We start from the raw sequence: 14,384 nt of genomic DNA on the forward strand, positions 1-14,384 counted from the left end.
GGACGGGTGGGCACACGGGACGGCGCCCTTGCGGGCGCGTTCCGCTCCTGGGCCTACGCCGCCCACGACGGACGGCGCCTCTACGCACGGGGCGCCCGAGCCGGGGCCGGGCCGGGGGCCGGGGGCACCCGTGCGCCGTACGCCCACGCGTCCTATAACCCGGCGTCCAGCGCCCCCGCCACGTCCTCGAAGAACCGCGCGACCGCCACCCCACTAGGCGGCGTCTCCGGATTCCACGGCGCCAGCCGCGCCCCCGCCGGCACCCGGTGCGGCGGCACCGCGTTGACCCGGCTGTCGAAGAGCACCAGATCGGCACCGAGCCCGACCGCGTACTCCCAGTCCGTGGTCAGCCAGTTCGCCCCCGGCCCGGGCCCCGGGTCCACGAACCGCACTCCGAGCTCGGCGAGCCGCGCCAGCTCCGGCCAGGCGTGCGGCCGCGCCAGATGCACCTGCTCGGGGCCCGCGCCCGACAGCGCGAGCACGTTCACCGCGCCGCGCCCGGCGACAGCCCGTACCGCCGCCTCCGCGTCGGCCATCCGCACCCCCGCCCCGCCCGACGGCCCCGCCCCCAGCGCCCCCGCCAGCTCTCCGAAGCGCGCCACGATCGCCGGCAGCGACAGCTCACCGCCCACGGACAGCGCGACCAGCGGCGCGCCGAGCCGCTCCGCGAACGCCTCGTCGAGCGCGTACGGGCTCTTTCCGTCGTACGTCACGTCCACGACCAGGTCCGCGCCGCCCAGCTCCCGGATCCGCGCCGCCCCCGACTCGTCCAGGGCCCGGCCCGGCCCCAGGTACGGCACCTCCGCCGCCGCGAGCCCGCCCGCCTTGACCGGGTCGAGGAGCTCGCCGTCGTGTCCGGAGCCGTATACGGCGACGGGCCGCACGCCGAGGTCGAGCAGGGCCGCCCCGGCCCGTACGTACGCCACCACCCGCTCCGGCCGGCGCCCCGCCGTCAGGGCCGTACCCCGGTCGTCCGTGAATCCCCACGCGCCCACGTCCATGCGGCTGCTCCTCCCCGGCCGGAAATCTCCGTCTCCGACACCTTGGGACGGTTCCGGGGCCCGCACAAGAGGGCCTCGGGAGGCCCGGCCCCCTGCCGAAAGACCCCCAGGGTGGTGTTAACTGAACGAGTCGGGAGGAAGCAGTAGGAATCGTCTCGCGCCCCCGGAGTCAGCCATGACCTTGCCCGGCCAGTTCTCGGACCCTCGTGTGCTCACCCTCTTCGGCCTGCTGGCCGTCTCCGTCACCGTGTGGGTGGCCCTGGGCCTGCGTGCCCGCACCCGTCGTAAGAGGGCCGGCGCCCCGCTGGAGCGCGTCTGGCACCCGCAGGAGTCGGTCGCCCTCACCCCGGCCGAGGAGCGGGCCTTCGGCCAGGTCGTCTCGCGCCTGTCGCCGGGCTCGACGAACCGCCTGCGCTGACGGCTCGACGGCTTGAAGAGGCCCGCCGGAGCAGCGACCATGCGGCACATGACCGCCGAAGAAGCCGCCCCGGGAACCGCCTCAAGAACCGCCGCGGGCCCCGGCGCGGAAATCGGCTCGAAAACCGGCGCGGAAACCGGCCCGGAAACCGGTCCCGGCCCGCGCCGCGACACCCGGGGCATCGTGGACGCCGCCGAGCTGATGGCCCGCGTCCGCTTCCGCCGCCACCTCCCGGCGCCGGGGCTCCGCCCGTATCTGGAGCACTACTGGCTGATCGACTGGGATCTGACCGAGCCCTACGCGTCCCATCTCGTCCCGCACCCGTCGGTGAACGTCGTCTTCGAGCGCTCTTCCGAGACAGGGGACTCGGCGGTCGTCTCGGGCATCGGCCTCGAACTCTTCACGAAGAAGCTGGCCGGCACGGGCCGGGTCTGCGGCGTGCAGTTCCGCCCGGGCGGCTTCCGCCCCTTCGCGCCCGCGCTGCCGGTCTCGCACTGGACGGGCCGGATCGCGCCGCTCGCCGAGGCGTTCCCGGACCCCGACGTGGGGCCGGATCCGGCGCGCGTGCTCGCGCCCGCCGACGACCGCGCGCGCGTGGCGGCGCTCGACGCGTTCCTGCTGGCCCACGGCCCCGCCCCCGACCCGGCCGCCGAGCAGGCGATGGCCCTGGTCGACCTGATCCGCACGGACCGCACGGTCCGCCGCGTCTCCGCCCTCGCCCGCACCGCCGGTCTGTCCGCGCGCTCGCTCCAGCGCCTGTTCGCCTCCCACGTGGGCGTCGGCCCCAAGTGGGTCATCCTCCGCTACCGCATCCACGAGGCCCTGGAACGCGCCGACTCGTCCGCCTCGCCGGCCACTCCGCCGGACTGGTCCCGACTCGCCGCCGAACTGGGATACAGCGACCAGGCCCACCTCGTACGGGACTTCACGGCGACGGTCGGGGTGCCGCCGACCGCGTACGCGCGGGCGTTGTCAGACCCGTGACCTAGGGTGCGGCCATGGAGACCACACGCACCTCCGTACGCCTCGAACCCTGGTCCGAGGGCGACTTCGAGCTCCTCCGGGCCATGAACGCGCCGGAGCTGATGACCCATCTGGGCGGCCCCGAGACCGACGAACAGCTCGTCGCCCGCCAGCAGCGGTACGAGAAGGTGGCCGCCGACGCCGAGCGGCCCGGCTGCATGTTCCGGATCGTCGTGCTGCCGGAGGGCATAGCGGCCGGCGCCATCGGCTTCTGGGAGTCCGAGATGGACGGCGAGCCCGTCTACGAGACGGGCTGGACGGTCCTGCCCGGCTTCCAGGGCCGGGGCGTGGCCACGGCCGCCACCCGCGCGGTGGTGGAACGGGCCCGCGCCGAGGGCCGGTTCCGCCATCTGCACGCCATCCCCGCGACGGAGAACGGGCCGTCGAACGCGGTGTGCCGCAAGGCGGGCTTCACCCTCCTCGGCGAGGAGGACCTGGAGTACCCGCCGGGCCGCCCGATGCGCTGCAACAACTGGCGCTTCGACCTCGCTACGGCGCCGGAGGACGGAGTTCGCGGCTGAAGTTGAAGGCCACGATGTCGAAGCGCTCGCGCAGATAGAAGCGGTGCGCTCCGGTCCGGTGCGTCCCGGAGTCCAGGTTGAGCTCGTGACACCCGGCCGCACGGGCGCGCCCCTCAAGGTGGGCGATCAGCGCACGCCCCACTCCGGTGGAGCGTGCGGTCTCCCGCGTCACCAGATCGTCCACGTACAGCGACCTCAGCGAACTGGTGTTGACGACGATCCGCCACCCGGCCACACCCACGCACTGTCCGTCGTCCGCGTACCCGGCGGTGAAGCGCAGCCCCTGGCCGTACCCCTCGGCGTACACGTCCCGGAACAGCTCGGACGTGAGATGCGGACGCAGCTCACGCAGCACCGGCAGAAGCCCGGTCTCCAGACGGGGATCGCCGGGCTCGAGGTCGATGATCTTCATACGTGGACGGTATCGCGGGACGGCTCACGGGCGGAGGTCTCGGCGGAAGGTCCGGGCGGGAGGCGCGGGGGCTACCGGTCTGGGGCTGCGGGGGCCTACCTGGCGGCGGCGGGCGACCCGGAGGGCGCTGGGCGCCCCACCCCACCCCGAAATCCCTGGCCGCGCCTCCGCACGCGGTGACATCCTGTCCCCGTGAACGGACCGGAGATCCAGATCAGCTTCGCCCCCGGCCTGCGGCTCTTCGTCGCGGCGGAACGGCGCTCGGGGCACACCGCCGTGGCCACCGACGGCGCCTCGTCGCTCGGACATGTGGTGGAGTCGCTGGGCGTGCCGCTCACGGAGGCCGGGCGACTGCTCGTGGACGGGCGGCCCGTGGACCCGTCGCACGTGCCGGCGGCCGGCGAGACGGTCGACGTGGAGGGCGTCGAGCGCCCCCAGCCGGTGCCCGGCGCGCCGCTGCGGTTCCTGCTCGACGTGCACCTGGGCACTCTCGCGCGCCGGCTCCGGCTGCTCGGCGTCGACGCCGCGTACGAGAGCGAGGACATCGGCGACCCGGCGCTCGCCGCGCGCTCCGCGCAGGAGCGGCGCGTGATGCTGTCGCGGGACCGGGGGCTGTTGCGCCGACGCGAGCTGTGGGCGGGCGCGTACATCTACAGCGACCGGCCGGACGAGCAGCTGCGCGACGTCCTGGAACGCTTCGCGCCGCCGCTCGCGCCCTGGACCCGCTGCACGGCGTGCAACGGGCCGCTGACCGACGCCGACAAGGACGCGGTGCGCGACCAGCTGGAGACGGGCACGCAGAAGTCGTACGACGTCTTCGCGCGGTGCACGGAGTGCGGCCGTGTCTACTGGCGGGGCGCCCACCACGCCCGCCTGGAGGCCATCGTCACGGACGCCGTCCGCGAGTTCGGCGGCGCGACCGCGTGAGGCGGGCCGCGCGCTAGTCGAACTCCCCGGACCTCAGCCGCTCGATCTGGGTGGCGCTCAGTTCGACCGTGCGCCGCATGTGGGTGGTCAGCAGGGCGAGTTCGGCGTCGCCGTAGGCGTCGTAGAGGTTGCCCCAGGTGCTGTTGAGGCGCCGCCAGAACGCGCCGAGCTCGGCCATCCGCTCGGGCACGGCGGCCACCATGACCCGGCGCCGGTCCTCGGCGTCCCGCTCGCGCCGGACGTAACCGGCCCGTTCGAGGCGGTCGACGAGCCGGGTGGCGGAACCGGTGGTCAGCCCGGTGAGTTCGGCGACCCGCCCGATGGTGACGGGCTCCGGCTCCAGGCTGAGCAGGTTGAGGCACTGCACGTCGGTCGGGTGCAGGTGCAGATGGTCGGCGACGGCCTGGTTGAACAGGGCGTAGGCGGCCATGTAACGGCGGGCCTCGCTGTGCAGCTCGGCCATCAGCGCGTCCCGGCGGGCGGATTTCTGCTGCGGCATGCAGAAAGTGTACGAAGCAGCGACCGCGGGACGGCGGCGTCGCCCAGCCACACCTCCGTCCCGCCCGCCGGCCCACCCCGGGTGGTCGCAGCGGCGGTCGGACCGGGCGGCAGCCCACACCGAGCGGCCGGCCCGCGCCGCCGCCGTGCCGCCGCCCCGGCGCCCCGGCGCCCCGGCGCCCCGGCGCCCCGGCGGCGCCCTACGGCGTCTCCGCCGTCAGATACCGCTGCACCGTGGGCCCCAGCCAGGCCACCACCTCTTCGCGGGACATCTCCACGGCGGGCGGCAGCCGCAGTACGTAGCGGGCGAGCGCCATGCCGATGATCTGCGAGGCGGCGAGCGCGGCCCGGCGCGGCGCCTCGGCCGGGACGGGGCAGACGCCCCGGGTGACGGGGCCCAGCTGCCGGGCGAAGATCGCCTGCACTCGTTCGGCCCCGGCGGCGTTGGTGACGCCGACCCGCAGCATGCCCGTCAGCACGTCGTCACGCTCCCAGCGCTCGAGGAAGTGCTCGACGAGGGTGGTGCCGACATGCCGGGCCGGCAGCGCGCCGAGCTCGGGTATCTCCAGCTCGATCGCGGTGGCCGCGGCGAAGAGCCCCTCCTTGTTGCCGTAGTAGCGCATGACCATCGACGGGTCGATCCCGGCGTCGCGGGCGATGGCCCGGATGGTCGCGCGCTCGTACCCGTCGGCGGCGAAGCGCTCGCGGGCGGCTTCGAGGATCGCGTGGCGGGTGACATCGGAGCGGCGTGCGGTCGTCATGTCAACAACTGTAGGCCAACAGGTGTTGACACGCCAGCGCACCAGGCCTACATTTGCCAACAAGCGTTGACCAACACCCGTTGGCCAACGAGCGTAGGCACGCAGGCATCCCTTGGAGGCAGCGATGAGCACCACGGGCACCACCTCTCCTACCGCCGCGCACGGCACCGACGTCGACACCGACGTCCTCGTCGTCGGCGCCGGCCCGACCGGCCTCCTGCTCGCCGGCGACCTCGCCGCCGCCGGCCTGCGGGTCACGCTCGTCGAGCGCCGCGCCGCCGGCATAAGCAATCTGACCCGCGCCTTCGCCGTGCACGCCCGCACCCTGGAGCAGCTCGACGCCCGCGGCCTCGCCGACGAACTGGTCCCCACCGGCACCCGCCTCACCCGGCTTCGCCTCTTCGGCCGCGCCTCCCTCGACCTCTCGGCCCTGCGCACCCGTTTTCCCTACCTGCTCATCACCCCGCAGTACGAGGTCGAGCGCCTCCTCGAACGCCGGGCGCTGTCCACAGGTGTGGAGTTCCGGTACGGGACGGAGCTGCGCGGCCTGCGCCAGGACGCCGACTCGGTCACCGCCGAACTCGCCGGCCCCGCATCCTCCGACGCCGAGCGCTCCCAGCCGGTCACCATCCGCGCCCGCTACCTCGTCGGCACCGACGGCGTGCGCAGCGCCGTGCGCGGCGCGCTCGGCCTGCCCTTCCCGGGCGTCTCCGTGATCCGCTCCATCGTCCTCGCGGACGTCCGCCTCACCGAGAAGCCCGAGAACCTGCTGACCGTCGCGGCGGGCGGCGACTCCTTCGCCTTCATCGCCCCCTTCGGCGACGGCTGGTACCGGGTGATGGGCTGGGACCGCACCCGCCAGGTCCCCGACGACGCGCCGGTCGACCTCGAAGAACTCCGGACGATCGCCCGCGGCGCCCTCGGCACCGACTACGGCATGCACGACGCCCGCTGGGTCTCCCGCTTCCACAGCGACGAGCGGCAGGCCCCCGCCTACCGCTCCGGCCGGGTCTTCCTCGCCGGCGACGCCGCCCACGTCCACTCGCCCGCCGGCGGCCAGGGCATGAACACCGGCCTCCAGGACGCCGCCAACCTCTCCTGGAAGCTCGCCGCGGTCCTCCGCGGCGAGGCGTCCGACCCCGAAGCCCTGCTCGACAGCTACCAGGCCGAGCGCCACCCGGTCGGCTCCCGCGTGCTGCGCAGCAGCGGCGCCATCGTCCGGCTCGCCATGGCCCACACCCCGCTCCAGCGCGCCGCCCGCACCGCCGCCGCCCGGCTCCTCGGCACCGTCAAGCCCGCCGCCGCCCGCGCCATGGGCCAGATCAGCGGCATCGACATCTCCTACGGCCCCGGCGCGCGCCGCGTCCCGGACCTGAAGCTGCGCGAGGGCAGGCTCTACGAGCTCCTCCGCAAGGGCGAGTTCGTCCTGGTCGCCCCCGAGGGCCCCGACCCCGCCCTGCCCCGTACGGCACCGGTCACGGCGGACCGGGTCATACGGGCCACCTGGGCGAACCCGGCCCGCCGCGACACCGTCCTGGTCCGCCCCGACGGCTACACGGCCGCGTAGCACCGTCGGAGCCCGGCCCGGCCCCTCGCCCCGGCCCCGCACTCACCCCGGTCAGAAGACGTACGGGTCGCCGGTGGCGAGGACCAGGACGCGGTGGCGGTCGTTGTGCGGATTGGCGTCGGTGACCCCGTCGCGCCACGCGGTGCGGATGTCCACGGTCAGCTCGTCCGGCCGGCCCGCGGTCCGCAGGTCGAGAGCGAGCCGGCCGGCCGCACCGGCCGCCCGCAGCCTGCCCGTACGGCAGGACACCACCCGGTCGCTGCTCCACAGACAGGCCGGCGGCAGCTCCTGACCGCCCGCCATCGGCACGGAGAAGGCGATCCGGACGGTCGCCTGGGAGACGTCCGAAGGACCGTGGTTCTCACTGACCAGCCGGACACCGAGCCGCCCGTCCCAGAGGGAGAGATGACCGTGGTGGGACAGATCCGCCTCAGGGCCGGCGGCCCGGGCACCCGCACCCGTACCGGTCACCAGGGCAGCGGCCAGGGCAGCGCCGAGCAGCGCCTTGCGCATCGCACTCATGCCCCGAAGATACCGACTGATACCCATATGTTCTGACTATCCATCAGCCGCGTGTCCCGGACACCCGAGGACACCCGGGACACCCGTGGCACCCTTCCCCCATGCTGATCGCCCGCTCCGCCCTGCTCTTCCTCGTCGCCGCCCTCTTCGAGATCGGCGGCGCCTGGCTCGTCTGGCAGGGCGTCCGGGAACACCGCGGCTGGATCTGGATCGGCGCCGGCGTCCTCGCCCTCGGCGTCTACGGCTTCGTCGCCACCCTCCAGCCCGACGCCGAGTTCGGCCGCGTCCTCGCCGCCTACGGCGGGGTCTTCGTCGCCGGCTCCCTCGCCTGGGGCATGGTCGCCGACGGCTACCGCCCCGACCGCTGGGACGTCACCGGCGCGCTGATCTGCCTCGCCGGCATGGCCGTCATCATGTACGCCCCGCGCGGCCGCTGAACCCGCCGTCCTATCCTGACCACGCCATCGACACAATCGACCGCACGCGCGAGGAGCACCCCATGACCGCCGCCGGCAAGCCCATCGCCGTCGTCACCGGAGCCAGCAGCGGCATCGGCGCCGCCACCGCCCGACAGCTCGCCGCCGCCGGCTACCGCGTGGTCCTCACCGCCCGCCGCAAGGACCGCATCGAGGCCCTCGCCGCCGAGATCACCGAGGCCGGCCACCAGGCCACCGCCTACGCCCTCGACGTCACCGACCGCGCCGCCGTCGACGAGTTCGCCACGGCCTTCCGCACCCTCGCCGTCCTCGTCAACAACGCCGGCGGCGCCCTCGGCGCCGACCCCGTCGCCACCGGCGACCCCGAGGACTGGCGCCGCATGTACGAGGTCAACGTCATCGGCACGCTCAACATGACCCAGGCCCTGCTGCCCGCCCTCACCGCCAGCGGCGACGGCACGGTCGTCGTCCTCTCCTCCACCGCCGGCCACGCCACCTACGAGGGCGGCGCCGGCTACGTCGCCGCCAAGAACGGCGCCCGCGTCCTCGCCGAGACCCTCCGCCTGGAGATCGTCGGCACCCCGGTCCGCGTCATCGAGGTCGCCCCCGGCATGGTCAAGACCGAGGAGTTCGCCACCACCCGCTTCGGCGGCGACACCGAGAAGGCCGCCAAGGTCTACGCGGGCGTGGCCGAGCCGCTCACCGCCGACGACGTCGCCGACACCATCACCTGGGCCTGCACCCGCCCCCCGCACGTCAACATCGACCTCCTGGTCGTCCGCCCCCGCGCCCAGGCCTCCAACACCAAGGTCCACCGCGAGCTCTGACCCGGACGAGGCCAGGCACGGAGCGCCGCCGGGCCGGTCACGGCCCGCGGTGCTTCACTGACGGCATGCCCTTCGATCACTACGGCGTGCTCTCGGGAACCCTCTACCGCCACTACCGCGACCGGCCGGACAACCAGGGCCGCTGGTTCCACGTCCACGCGGAGGTGGACGCGCCGGGCAGGCGCTACCACTGCGCGATCGACGTCGACAGCCATCAGTCCAATGTCGGCGTGCACTGGAAGACCTTCATCCTCGACGCGTCCGCCATCGGCCCGGCCACGACGCTCCCCCAGGGCCTGCACGACCTCGCGCCCACCCCGGACTCCGGCGCCCTGGACTACCTGCGCCACCCGGCCCTGGTGGACCGCTCCGGAGTCCTCTTCCAGCGCCGCCCGCCCTCCTGGCTGCAGGAACTGCTCGACCTGTTCGGCTCCCGCCCCTGGCAGGAGGGCTCCAACCTGGACGCCGCCACCGCGCTCGAACCGATGCTCACCCCGGGCCGGCGCATCCTCGTCTTCGGCGAGCCCTTCGACGACGGCCCCGGAGGCGAAGCCGGCCTCCACAACATCCACCAGAACCAGGGCGACCCCGCCGGCTCCCAGTGGTGGCCCGAAAACGGCATCTGGCAGGACGGCGCCATCCTCACCCAACGCCCCGACGGCCGCTGGGACGTCTTCCTGAACAGGTTCTCCAGCCAGTCCGACCACACGGACCCGGCCGGCCACCCCACCGCCTGAACGTCGCGAGCGCCGCGGGCCGGGACCCGCGGCGCTCAGCCTTCACACGGTCTCAGCCCTTCACGCAGATGACCTGCTTCAGCTTCGCGACCACCTCGACCAGGTCCCGCTGCTGCTCCATGACCCGCTCGATCGGCTTGTAGGCGCCCGGGATCTCATCCACGACGCCGGAGTCCTTGCGGCACTCCACGCCCCGCGTCTGCTCCTCCAGGTCCCGGGTCGAGAAGCGCCGCTTCGCCGCGCTCCGGCTCATCCGGCGACCCGCGCCGTGCGAGGCGGAGTTGAAGGAGGCCGCGCTGCCGAGCCCCTTCACGATGTACGAGCCGGTGCCCATCGAGCCCGGGATGATGCCGAACTCCCCGGAGCCGGCCCGGATCGCGCCCTTGCGGGTGACGAGGAGGTCCATTCCCTCGTACCGCTCCTCCGCCACGTAGTTGTGGTGGCAGGAGATCACCGGATCGAAGGTCACCTTCGCCTTGCGGAACTCCCGGCGGACGACCTCCTGGAACAGCGCCATCATGATCGCGCGGTTGTACTTCGCGTACTCCTGAGCCCAGAACAGGTCGTTCCGGTATGCCGCCATCTGCGGGGTGTCAGCCACGAACACCGCGAGATCGCGGTCGACAAGCCCCTGGTTGTGGGGCAGTTTCTGTGCCTCGCCGATGTGGTACTCGGCGAGCTCCTTGCCGATGTTGCGGGACCCGGAGTGCAGCATCAGCCAGACCGCACCCGTCTCATCGAGACAGAATTCGACGAAGTGGTTGCCGCTTCCGAGCGTTCCCATCTGCACTTCGGCCCGTTCCCGACGGAATTTGACCGAATCGGCCACCGTGTCGAACCGCGACCAGAAGTCCCCCCACCCCGCCGTCGGGAACTGGTACAGCCGTCCCGGGTCCACCATCTCCCGGTGCATCCCGCGCCCCACCGGGATCGCCTGCTCGATCTTCGAGCGCAGTCGCGACAGGTCGCCAGGCAGGTCGTTCGCCGTCAGTGACGTCTTGACCGCCGACATGCCGCAGCCGATGTCGACGCCGACCGCCGCCGGGCACACCGCGCCGTGCATCGCGATGACCGAGCCGACCGTCGCGCCCTTGCCGTAGTGCACGTCGGGCATGACGGCCAGGCCCTTGATCCACGGCAGGGTCGACACGTTGTGCAACTGGCGCATCGCACCGTCCTCGACGGAGGACGGGTCGGTCCACATCCGGATGGGCACCTTCGCGCCCGGTACCTCGACGTACGACATACTTCCCCACTCCCCCGAAAAGTCTGAAAACGCAAAAACCGGAGCCAAAGCCCGTACAGGTGACCGCGGACCGGCATCAACGGCCGTGCGTGCGATACACATTGTGTTCACCGCGGCATGCGGGGCAGCAAACAGTTTTCGGGGGATTCCTCCGGGAGTCCGGAGAAGGGAGCCTGGGATCGTGCAGCGTAAGGCGTACGTGCTCTCCGCGGTCGCTCTCGCCGTCGGTCTCGGAGCCGGCCTGGCGGGCTGCTCCTCCGGCACGGCCGCCGACGTCGGCGCCGTCGACTCCAAGGCCGGCCCCGCCGCCGCCTCCGCCGCGCCGCCGGGGCGCTACCGGACGCTGTTCGAGCCGTGCGGAGCCGTGCCCCGGGCCACGCTGAAGGACCTGCTGCCCGGTGCCGCCGGGCTGCCCGACGCCGAGCGCGACCGCGTCTACCGCGGGACCGCGGCGGCGACGTTCGACACCGACCGGCGCGTGGGCTGCAGTTGGAAGGCGGCCACGCCCGACGCGACGCACCAGCTGACGCTCGACATCGAGCGGGTGGTCTCGTACGACCCGCTGGTCAGCGACGACGACCGGGCGCAGCAGGTGTTCGCGAGCAAGCAGACCGCCGCCGGCGTCGCGCCGGCGGCGCCCACCGCGACGCCCCCGGCGTCGCCCCCCGCGTCGGCCACGCCCAAGGCCACGCCCCCGCCGTCGGCGGCCACCGGTCCCGCGTCCTCCCCCGGCGCCGCGGCCCCGCCGGCCGGCCAGGAGCCGGCCCACGCGCCGCAGGGCCCGGTCGCGCCCTCGCCCGCCCTGACCGCGGTCACGGGCACGGCGGCGACGCCCCCCGCCACGCCTCCGTCCGCCGACCCGACGGCCGGTCTGGAGCCTCGTGTCCTCGACGGTCTCGGTGACGCCGCGTACCTCGACGACACGCTCGTCACCACCGGTCCGTCCGGGCAGCAGCGGCTCGTCAGCGTGGTGTTCCGCACATCGAACGTCATCGTGACCGTCTCCTACGAGGAGCAGACGACGTCCTCCGCCCTTGCCCCCGACCGCGCGGAACTGCAGGAAAAGGCCCGGAATCTGGCCGGTCTGCTGGCCGACCGGCTGGAGGAGTAGCGGTCCGGATCCGTTCCGTGACCGCCTCCGGACCGCGTCCGGACCACGTAACGTGTCGGCGTACCGTGGCCGCCCGGCCGCCGGCCGCCCAAGCGACTGCCCAAGCGACTGAAGGAACCATGCACCGATCAGCCCCGCGACTCTCCCGCATACTCGCCTGCGCCGCCGTCCCGGTGATGCTCGTCGCCGCCGGCTGCTCGTCCGGCTCCGGCTCCGACTCCGGGGACAAGGGCTCCGGCACGCCGGACAAGGCCGCGTCCTCGGCGGCTGCCACGCCGTCGGCGGCGCCGACGACGAAGAAGGTCGAGCCGGCGAGGTTCGCGAAGCTGCCGGAGATCTGCAAGTCGCTGTCGTCGAAGACGATCGACGAGCTCGTGCCGAAGGCGAAGAACAAGAAGGGCACGGCCGCGACCTCCAGTGATGTCACCAGCCGTGGTGGCTGCTCCTGGAACGGCCTGGAGGACAAGGGCACCAAGGGCTCGAACTACCGCTGGCTCGACGTGTCCTTCTACCGCTACGAGTCGGACGCGACGCTCGGCAGCGGTCAGGAGCGCGGCGCCGAGAACTACGCCAAGGAGCTGGCGAAGGTCCAGGCCACCGAGGGCGCGAAGAACCTGAAGACGACGAAGACGTCGGGCGTCGGCGATCAGGCGGACGTGGTGTCGTACGAGCTGCGCAAGACGGACGAGGACTTCCAGTACGCGTCGGTCGTGGCCCGCACGGGCAACGTCGTGGTGCTGCTGTCGTACAACGGTGCCGGTTACGCGGGTGCGAAGACGCCGTCGGAGAAGTGGATCTCGGACAGCGCGGTGAAGGCTGCGAAGGAGGCCGTCGCGGCGGTCGCCGCGGCCAACAAGTAGTCGATACGTAGCGGTTTAGCCCGCTTTGCGCGAAGCCCGTGCCTCCCCCGGAGGCCGGGCTTCCCGCACATGTGCCAGTCTGTGCCCGCGAGATGTCGTTCGACGGGAGGGGATCGCGGGTGGCCGCGATGCAGCTGACACGCACGCACCGCATACTCATCGGCATGGTCATCGCCGGTGCGGTGGTCATCGCCGGAATCGGTTTCGCCGGCTCGTACGCGGCGGTGCGCGCGCTCGCCGTCGCCAAGGGCTTCGGCACCTTCTCGTACTTCTTCCCGATCGGCATCGACGCGGGCATCTGTGTGCTGCTCGCGCTGGACCTGTTGCTGACGTGGATCCGTATCCCGTTCCCGCTGCTGCGTCAGACGGCGTGGCTGCTCACGGCGGCGACGATCGCGTTCAACGGCGCGGCGGCGTGGCCGGACCCGCTGGGTGTGGGCATGCACGCGGTGATCCCGGTGCTGTTCGTGGTCGCGGTGGAGGCGGCGCGGCACGCGGTGGGCCGGATCGCGGACATCACGGCGGACAAGCACATGGAGGGCGTGCGGCTGACGCGTTGGCTGCTGTCGCCGGTGCCGACGTTCCGGTTGTGGCGGCGGATGAAGCTGTGGGAGCTGCGTTCGTACGAGCAGGTGATCAAGCTGGAGCAGGAGCGGCTGGTCTACCAGGCGCGGCTGCAGGCCCGTTACGGGCGCCTGTGGCGGCGTAAGGCGCCGGTGGAGGCGCTGATGCCGCTGCGGCTGGCGAAGTACGGGGTTCCGCTGGCGGAGACGGCGCCCGCGGGTCTGGCGGCGGCGGGTGTGGAGCCGGTGCTGCTGCCGCCGGCGCCGCAGGTCGCGGTGGCGGAGGTGGCTCCGCAGCCCGTCGCTCCGCAGCTGGAGCAGGCGCAGCCGCACCCGCAGGCCGTCCAGCAGGCACCCGTCCAGCAGGTGCCCGTCCAGCAGGTGCCGGCGCAGGTCCAGGCACAGGTCCAGGCGCAGCCGGTGAACCACGAGAGCCCGTGGTTCGACGCCCCGCAGGTGACGGCCGAGGCGTACGAGGGCACGTACAACCCGAACATCGTGGAGGGTCTGGAGCCGACTCCGGTGCCGGTCCCGCTCGGCCCGGAGGACATCCCCCCGACGACGGGTCCTGAGGAGTTCGTGGAGTACCCGGAGTACGTGGAGTACGTGGAGCCCGAGCCGCCGGTCGAGGTGTTCGAGGAAGCGGTCTACAAGGCCATGTGGGAGTTCACGCAGGAGAACCAGCAGTACCCCACCATCGAGCAGGTCGACATACTGCTCGCGGAGCGGTACGAGATCCGGCACCCGCGCAGCGTGGCGATGCTGCGTCAGATCATGCCCGCCGTGCGTCAGCGCCTCGACCAGGAGATGGCGGACAACCACATCGCCTGACCTGACGTGACCGTACGGACCGTACGACGAAGGCCTGGGACGACCGCGCGCAGCGGCTTGGGCGCGCCCTCCTCCGTGCCCGTGGGCGAGGGTTGGAGGAATGCCGCCACCGTGCGCTTCTT

The 14,384-nt window shown here is 73.0% G+C and carries 17 protein-coding genes; 11 read left to right on the forward strand and 6 right to left on the reverse strand.

The window, feature by feature from the left end; genetic code table 11:
- Window positions 1–152: 152 nt before the first annotated feature.
- Window positions 153–1,001, reverse strand: a complete 849-nt coding sequence (locus ACWEV0_RS33720) for an ABC transporter substrate-binding protein (protein ID WP_453153578.1) — start codon at window positions 999–1,001, stop codon at window positions 153–155.
- Window positions 1,002–1,176: 175 nt separating this feature from the next.
- Here ACWEV0_RS33720 and ACWEV0_RS33725 point away from each other — a divergent pair, with 175 nt between their 5' ends.
- The 3 genes from ACWEV0_RS33725 (at window position 1,177) to ACWEV0_RS33735 (ending at window position 2,963) form a co-directional block, all read left to right on the forward strand.
- Window positions 1,177–1,419: a hypothetical protein gene (locus tag ACWEV0_RS33725; protein ID WP_453153579.1), complete on the forward strand. Its 243-nt coding sequence runs from the start codon at window positions 1,177–1,179 to the stop codon at window positions 1,417–1,419.
- 201 nt (window positions 1,420–1,620) lie between these two features.
- Entirely contained in the window at window positions 1,621–2,403 is a 783-nt protein-coding gene (locus tag ACWEV0_RS33730; RefSeq protein ID WP_453153601.1) for an AraC family transcriptional regulator, read from the forward strand.
- A 14-nt stretch (window positions 2,404–2,417) separates the two neighbouring features.
- Window positions 2,418–2,963: a GNAT family N-acetyltransferase gene (locus ACWEV0_RS33735; protein WP_453153581.1), complete on the forward strand. Its 546-nt coding sequence runs from the start codon at window positions 2,418–2,420 to the stop codon at window positions 2,961–2,963.
- Here ACWEV0_RS33735 and ACWEV0_RS33740 read toward each other — a convergent pair.
- Entirely contained in the window at window positions 2,932–3,375 is a 444-nt protein-coding gene (locus ACWEV0_RS33740) for an N-acetyltransferase family protein (RefSeq protein WP_453153582.1), read from the reverse strand. The genes ACWEV0_RS33735 and ACWEV0_RS33740 overlap by 32 nt on opposite strands.
- 192 nt (window positions 3,376–3,567) lie before the next feature.
- Here ACWEV0_RS33740 and ACWEV0_RS33745 point away from each other — a divergent pair, with 192 nt between their 5' ends.
- On the forward strand, window positions 3,568–4,302 hold the full coding sequence (locus ACWEV0_RS33745; RefSeq protein ID WP_453153583.1) for a Mut7-C RNAse domain-containing protein: 735 nt from the start codon (window positions 3,568–3,570) through the stop codon (window positions 4,300–4,302).
- A gap of 13 nt (window positions 4,303–4,315) precedes the next feature.
- Here the strand turns inward: ACWEV0_RS33745 and ACWEV0_RS33750 are convergent, their stop codons facing one another.
- On the reverse strand, window positions 4,316–4,801 hold the full coding sequence (locus tag ACWEV0_RS33750; protein WP_453153584.1) for a MarR family winged helix-turn-helix transcriptional regulator: 486 nt from the start codon (window positions 4,799–4,801) through the stop codon (window positions 4,316–4,318).
- A gap of 199 nt (window positions 4,802–5,000) precedes the next feature.
- Window positions 5,001–5,561, reverse strand: coding sequence for a TetR/AcrR family transcriptional regulator (locus ACWEV0_RS33755; RefSeq protein ID WP_453153585.1), 561 nt, complete (start codon window positions 5,559–5,561; stop codon window positions 5,001–5,003).
- Window positions 5,562–5,685: 124 nt separating this feature from the next.
- Here ACWEV0_RS33755 and ACWEV0_RS33760 point away from each other — a divergent pair, with 124 nt between their 5' ends.
- Complete coding sequence (locus tag ACWEV0_RS33760; RefSeq protein ID WP_453153587.1) at window positions 5,686–7,128, forward strand: FAD-dependent oxidoreductase; 1,443 nt, start codon at window positions 5,686–5,688, stop codon at window positions 7,126–7,128.
- Window positions 7,129–7,179: 51 nt separating this feature from the next.
- Here the strand turns inward: ACWEV0_RS33760 and ACWEV0_RS33765 are convergent, their stop codons facing one another.
- Entirely contained in the window at window positions 7,180–7,650 is a 471-nt protein-coding gene (locus ACWEV0_RS33765; protein WP_453153589.1) for a hypothetical protein, read from the reverse strand.
- A gap of 101 nt (window positions 7,651–7,751) precedes the next feature.
- On the opposite strand from ACWEV0_RS33765, the gene ACWEV0_RS33770 reads away from it, so the two are divergent.
- The 3 genes from ACWEV0_RS33770 (at window position 7,752) to ACWEV0_RS33780 (ending at window position 9,651) form a co-directional block, all read left to right on the forward strand.
- Window positions 7,752–8,087, forward strand: a complete 336-nt coding sequence (locus ACWEV0_RS33770; RefSeq protein ID WP_453153591.1) for a YnfA family protein — start codon at window positions 7,752–7,754, stop codon at window positions 8,085–8,087.
- 62 nt (window positions 8,088–8,149) lie between these two features.
- Window positions 8,150–8,914 carry an SDR family NAD(P)-dependent oxidoreductase gene (locus tag ACWEV0_RS33775; RefSeq protein ID WP_453153592.1) on the forward strand — a complete coding sequence of 255 codons (765 nt, stop codon included), beginning with the start codon at window positions 8,150–8,152 and terminating at the stop codon, window positions 8,912–8,914.
- Window positions 8,915–8,979: 65 nt separating this feature from the next.
- The gene (locus ACWEV0_RS33780; protein ID WP_453153594.1) at window positions 8,980–9,651 is read left to right on the forward strand and encodes a DUF2278 family protein; all 672 of its coding nucleotides are present in this window, start codon (window positions 8,980–8,982) and stop codon (window positions 9,649–9,651) included.
- 52 nt (window positions 9,652–9,703) lie between these two features.
- Here the strand turns inward: ACWEV0_RS33780 and ACWEV0_RS33785 are convergent, their stop codons facing one another.
- Window positions 9,704–10,897, reverse strand: a complete 1,194-nt coding sequence (locus ACWEV0_RS33785; protein WP_453153595.1) for an RtcB family protein — start codon at window positions 10,895–10,897, stop codon at window positions 9,704–9,706.
- Window positions 10,898–11,078: 181 nt separating this feature from the next.
- Here ACWEV0_RS33785 and ACWEV0_RS33790 point away from each other — a divergent pair, with 181 nt between their 5' ends.
- The 3 genes from ACWEV0_RS33790 to ACWEV0_RS33800 all read left to right on the forward strand — a co-directional run bounded on the left by ACWEV0_RS33790 (window position 11,079) and on the right by ACWEV0_RS33800 (window position 14,262).
- Window positions 11,079–12,008 (forward strand): DUF3558 domain-containing protein, encoded by a 930-nt coding sequence (locus ACWEV0_RS33790; RefSeq protein ID WP_453153597.1) that lies wholly within the window; start codon window positions 11,079–11,081, stop codon window positions 12,006–12,008.
- Window positions 12,009–12,127: 119 nt separating this feature from the next.
- The gene (locus tag ACWEV0_RS33795) at window positions 12,128–12,868 is read left to right on the forward strand and encodes a DUF3558 domain-containing protein (protein WP_453153599.1); all 741 of its coding nucleotides are present in this window, start codon (window positions 12,128–12,130) and stop codon (window positions 12,866–12,868) included.
- A 128-nt stretch (window positions 12,869–12,996) separates the two neighbouring features.
- The gene (locus ACWEV0_RS33800) at window positions 12,997–14,262 is read left to right on the forward strand and encodes a DUF2637 domain-containing protein (RefSeq protein WP_453153600.1); all 1,266 of its coding nucleotides are present in this window, start codon (window positions 12,997–12,999) and stop codon (window positions 14,260–14,262) included.
- Window positions 14,263–14,384: the final 122 nt, after the last annotated feature.

The sequence above is a fragment of the Streptomyces sp. NPDC003943 genome, assembly GCF_053605265.1.

Coding starts and splice junctions, on each gene's coding strand:
- ACWEV0_RS33730 (WP_453153601.1), top strand. CDS start 1,621: ATGGCCCGCGTCCGCTTCCGCCGCCACCTCCCGGCGCCGGGGCTCCGC.
- ACWEV0_RS33725 (WP_453153579.1), top strand. CDS start 1,177: ATGACCTTGCCCGGCCAGTTCTCGGACCCTCGTGTGCTCACCCTCTTC.
- ACWEV0_RS33785 (WP_453153595.1), bottom strand. CDS start 10,897: ATGTCGTACGTCGAGGTACCGGGCGCGAAGGTGCCCATCCGGATGTGG.
- ACWEV0_RS33780 (WP_453153594.1), top strand. CDS start 8,980: ATGCCCTTCGATCACTACGGCGTGCTCTCGGGAACCCTCTACCGCCAC.
- ACWEV0_RS33795 (WP_453153599.1), top strand. CDS start 12,128: ATGCACCGATCAGCCCCGCGACTCTCCCGCATACTCGCCTGCGCCGCC.
- ACWEV0_RS33735 (WP_453153581.1), top strand. CDS start 2,418: ATGGAGACCACACGCACCTCCGTACGCCTCGAACCCTGGTCCGAGGGC.
- ACWEV0_RS33755 (WP_453153585.1), bottom strand. CDS start 5,561: ATGACGACCGCACGCCGCTCCGATGTCACCCGCCACGCGATCCTCGAA.
- ACWEV0_RS33720 (WP_453153578.1), bottom strand. CDS start 1,001: ATGGACGTGGGCGCGTGGGGATTCACGGACGACCGGGGTACGGCCCTG.
- ACWEV0_RS33750 (WP_453153584.1), bottom strand. CDS start 4,801: ATGCCGCAGCAGAAATCCGCCCGCCGGGACGCGCTGATGGCCGAGCTG.
- ACWEV0_RS33765 (WP_453153589.1), bottom strand. CDS start 7,650: ATGAGTGCGATGCGCAAGGCGCTGCTCGGCGCTGCCCTGGCCGCTGCC.
- ACWEV0_RS33770 (WP_453153591.1), top strand. CDS start 7,752: ATGCTGATCGCCCGCTCCGCCCTGCTCTTCCTCGTCGCCGCCCTCTTC.
- ACWEV0_RS33760 (WP_453153587.1), top strand. CDS start 5,686: ATGAGCACCACGGGCACCACCTCTCCTACCGCCGCGCACGGCACCGAC.
- ACWEV0_RS33740 (WP_453153582.1), bottom strand. CDS start 3,375: ATGAAGATCATCGACCTCGAGCCCGGCGATCCCCGTCTGGAGACCGGG.
- ACWEV0_RS33800 (WP_453153600.1), top strand. CDS start 12,997: ATGCAGCTGACACGCACGCACCGCATACTCATCGGCATGGTCATCGCC.
- ACWEV0_RS33775 (WP_453153592.1), top strand. CDS start 8,150: ATGACCGCCGCCGGCAAGCCCATCGCCGTCGTCACCGGAGCCAGCAGC.